Below are 3,636 nucleotides of genomic sequence, written 5' to 3'. Positions count from 1 at the left end.
CCAGTACGGTTTGGTCGATCGGATCCCAATTTACCATCCCGTCTTTTTGGTATGCCAAGCCACCTTCGTAGAATTTTAGGAAAATCCACTGCGTCCACCGATAATATTCTGGCGAACAGGTAGCTACCTCGCGTTCCCAATCGATCGATAAACCCAATTTCTGCAACTGTCCTCGCATGTGGGCGATATTTTGGTACGTCCACGTTGCTGGATGAATCCCCCGCTCGATGGCAGCATTTTCCGCTGGCAAGCCAAAAGCATCCCAACCCATCGGGTGCAGCACCCGATGCCCCTGCATCCGCTTCTGTCTGGCTACTACGTCCGTAATTACATAGTTGCGGACGTGTCCCATATGCAGATTTCCCGATGGATAGGGAAACATCGACAAGGCGTAGAATTTTGGCTTATTGCTGGTAGTGTCGGTTTTATATAAATTTGCATCCGTCCAAGCCTGTTGCCATTTGGACTCGATCTCGGTGGGGCTATAATTATTTTCCATTGCAAGCGATCGATTAAAGTATTAAATAAATATATGAAGTATCCATATTCTGGCGATCTCTATTCTAGAGCAACTGCCAAGGTTATTATTGCATGAGGGGGAAAGGGGAAAGGGGAAAGGGCAAGAGGTAATGAGTTGTGGACGCTTGCGTCTTTCTGTGTCACTACTCACTATTCACTACTCACTATTCCCTATTCCCTATCCCCTATCCCCTATCCCTTCAGAGATCTATACTGAATAAATTGCTGATGAGATGCACTCGATCGGGAAGATTAACCAGTATTAAAAGTCAAGACAAGATGCAAACTCCTCATTCCGATCCAGTAGCTAAATCGCGTCCACCCGCGATCGAGATGTCAGCAGCAGGTAAAGCTAAATGGAAAGCCATGCTTACCGCTCGCAAAATTAGTACTACTAAGAAGTTGATATCCAGAGTCCCCGAAATTACTGGCGAATCGCTCGCTCGCCGAGTGCTAAATGCCCAAAGTTTAGATCGTCAGACATGGCAAGCGATCTTCTACGCTTTGAAACTCGATCGAGCGGATTTTTTTACGGATGTCCAATGGTTTGCGCTCGATGCAAACAGCCAATGGGAGATGTTGTGGGAGTTGGCACGAGATAGCGACAGGTTTGGACTAGTACTCGCCGAATCTGTTACCACTCCTGAAGATCGCGAGGTAGATCGAGCTAAATTCATTCAGACGATCGCAGTTCGCACCGCAGTATTTATTGAAATTCCCGCCGGATCGAACGGTTATCTGATTTTAGTCGAACGCGATGCTCAAAACAATATCGTATTACTGTCGCCATCGCCACTGATGGCTAGTCCGCTGCTGACGGGTGCCATCCAAAGATTGCCCCAACCACCATCACCATTCCCCCACTTTCAACCACTCAGTGTCGGTACCAATCAATTATGGGCGGGGGTATTCGATCGATCTCCAGATTGGCGCTGGTTGGCAGATGCCAAAACAAAGCCGTTGAGGTTGCAGTTGGCGCAGCTTACGGATCTGTATGTACATGCCCGCAAGCAGTCTAGCAGCATCCCACTAATGCGATCGACTTATGTGACGATCGCTACTTAAATTCAAGTCGCTCATGCTAATAATTTGTGTGTGGTAACTGCAATCCCTGATTTTAGTCCTGTGGGTAGAATCAAAAATACTTACAAATTACTGACAGTAGCGGCGCTGACTCTCTAAACTTGCATCTCTCCTAGTGCCCGCTCCACCACCGCTACCCCCGCTCCAGGTAGAACCGATTGCTCGGTAATTAGCCGTTTCCAAATTCGGCTTCCTGGTTGCCCATGAAATAGCTGCAACATGTGGCGGGTGATGCTGTTGAGCTTACAACTTTTACTCATCCAAGAGTCGATATAGGGCAGCATCGCCGCCACGATTTGATGGCGGCTGGGCGGTGGAGTCGCTTCACCATAGATTTCTCGATCTGCAAGAGCGAGGAGATAGGGATTATCGTAAATCGCTCTGCCAATCATCACCGCATCGACGAGTTGAAGCTGAGTTTGGACTTGTGCCAAACTGGTAAACCCGCCATTAATCTCGATCGAGAGGTGGGGAAAATCCCGTTTGAGCCGATGGACATCCTCATACCGGAGGGGGGGGACTTCGCGGTTTTCCTTGGGACTTAAGCCCTGTAACCAGGCTTTGCGGGCATGTATCGAGAACCGAGTGCAACCTGTTTGGGAAACGATCGAGACAAATTTTACCAGATCTTCATAGCTATCGACCTCATCGACGCCGATCCGATGTTTGATCGTCACGGGTATTTTGGTCGCAGTTATCATCGCCGCAATACACTCAGCTACATGTTCTGGTTGGAGCATCAAGCACGCCCCAAAGTTACCACTTTGGACGCGACTGCTCGGACAACCAACATTAAGATTTACTTCTTCATAGCCGAAATCTTCAGCAATTTGGGCGCATTTAGCCAAGTCTTGAGGATTATCGCCACCGATTTGTAGTGCCAGCGGCTGTTCGTCGCGGTCGAATCCGAGTAGCTTTTGCTTATCGCCATGCAAAATTGCCATACTTGTCACCATCTCGGTATATAGCAATGTACGGCGGCTGATTTGGCGCAGAAAGTAGCGACAATGCCGATCTGTGCGATCCATCATCGGCGCGACACTCAGCGGATGTATCGAGGGAAGAATTTTATGACTGATGGATTCAGGATTAACTGCTAACATTTTCAAATAGGGTGCGGGCGATTCAACTATAGCGATCGCGAATTTGGTCGATTTTATCCTCCCAGTGGGCACCGTCAAAGTAGGTAATTGCAAATAAATCGATCGCGCCATCGTCTAGACAGCGGAGATTAACATCATAGCCGTCGGGGTGCGAGCGCGGACGATAAAAGGCATGAATCCCGCAATGACGACAAAAGTGATGTTTAGCAGTGCCTGTATTAAAAGTGTAAGTACTCAAATCGTCTTGCCCCTGAAGAAGAGTAAATCGCTCGGCAGGGACGATGAGATGGATGAAGCCTTTTTTAATGCAAATCGAACAATTACACTCAACTGCTTCGAGTTTTTCGATAACAACTCGGTAGCGAATTTTGCCACAGTGACAGCCGCCATCATAAGTGTTTAGTTTACTCACAATTATGTGCCTGTAATTTAGCTCGAAGTTATTTCAATAATCTTCACGGTGAGGATTTCGGAATTAACTCATCCGGAATCACACGTCATTAAACCACTTTTGAGCGGGATCTAAATTATAAACTAGATACCAAAGATTCGATAGAAGTACATCAAGATAGGGTTACTCGCAGGGCAAACTGTATACCCCAACGCAAAAACCCTTCACATCACTGTGAAGGGCTTTTCATCTCTTAAACTCTTAGATCGAACAGATATTAACCGTTGATGGCAGGAGCAGTCAAAGCAACAGGAGTAGCTTCGCCAGCAGCTAAGTCCAGAGGGAAGTTGTGAGCGTTACGCTCGTGCATTACTTCCATTCCTAAGTTAGCGCGGTTGATGATGTCGGCCCAGGTGTTGATTCCGTGACCTTGTGCATCTACAACAGACTGGTTGAAGTTGAAACCGTTGAGGTTGAAGGCCATGGTCGATACACCCAAAGATGTGAACCAGATGCCTACTACAGGCCATGCAGCTAAGA

Annotated in this window: 4 protein-coding genes and 1 pseudogene; 1 reads left to right on the top strand and 4 read right to left on the bottom strand. The window is 47.5% G+C overall.

Annotated elements, in window-relative coordinates; genetic code table 11:
- Window positions 1–499, bottom strand: a 499-nt coding sequence (locus tag RMO35_RS07095; protein WP_309739644.1) for a class I tRNA ligase family protein, incomplete at its 3' end; no start/stop codon positions are given.
- Window positions 500–798: 299 nt separating this feature from the next.
- Here RMO35_RS07095 and RMO35_RS07090 point away from each other — a divergent pair.
- On the top strand, window positions 799–1,584 hold the full coding sequence (locus tag RMO35_RS07090; RefSeq protein ID WP_309739642.1) for a hypothetical protein: 786 nt from the start codon (window positions 799–801) through the stop codon (window positions 1,582–1,584).
- Window positions 1,585–1,697: 113 nt separating this feature from the next.
- Here the strand turns inward: RMO35_RS07090 and dusA are convergent, their stop codons facing one another.
- The 3 genes and pseudogenes from dusA to RMO35_RS07075 form a co-directional block, all read right to left on the bottom strand.
- Window positions 1,698–2,705, bottom strand: a complete 1,008-nt coding sequence (gene dusA / locus RMO35_RS07085; protein ID WP_309739640.1) for a tRNA dihydrouridine(20/20a) synthase DusA — start codon at window positions 2,703–2,705, stop codon at window positions 1,698–1,700.
- Window positions 2,706–2,727: 22 nt separating this feature from the next.
- Window positions 2,728–3,120 (bottom strand): GFA family protein, encoded by a 393-nt coding sequence (locus RMO35_RS07080; RefSeq protein WP_396135620.1) that lies wholly within the window; start codon window positions 3,118–3,120, stop codon window positions 2,728–2,730.
- A 253-nt stretch (window positions 3,121–3,373) separates the two neighbouring features.
- Window positions 3,374–3,636: pseudogene (locus RMO35_RS07075) on the bottom strand (photosystem II q(b) protein); the annotation flags it as partial.

The organism is Chamaesiphon sp. OTE_20_metabat_361 (assembly GCF_031364565.1).
The sequence above is the reverse complement of the archived record's forward strand: the minus strand, read 5'-3'. Positions and strand labels throughout refer to the sequence as shown.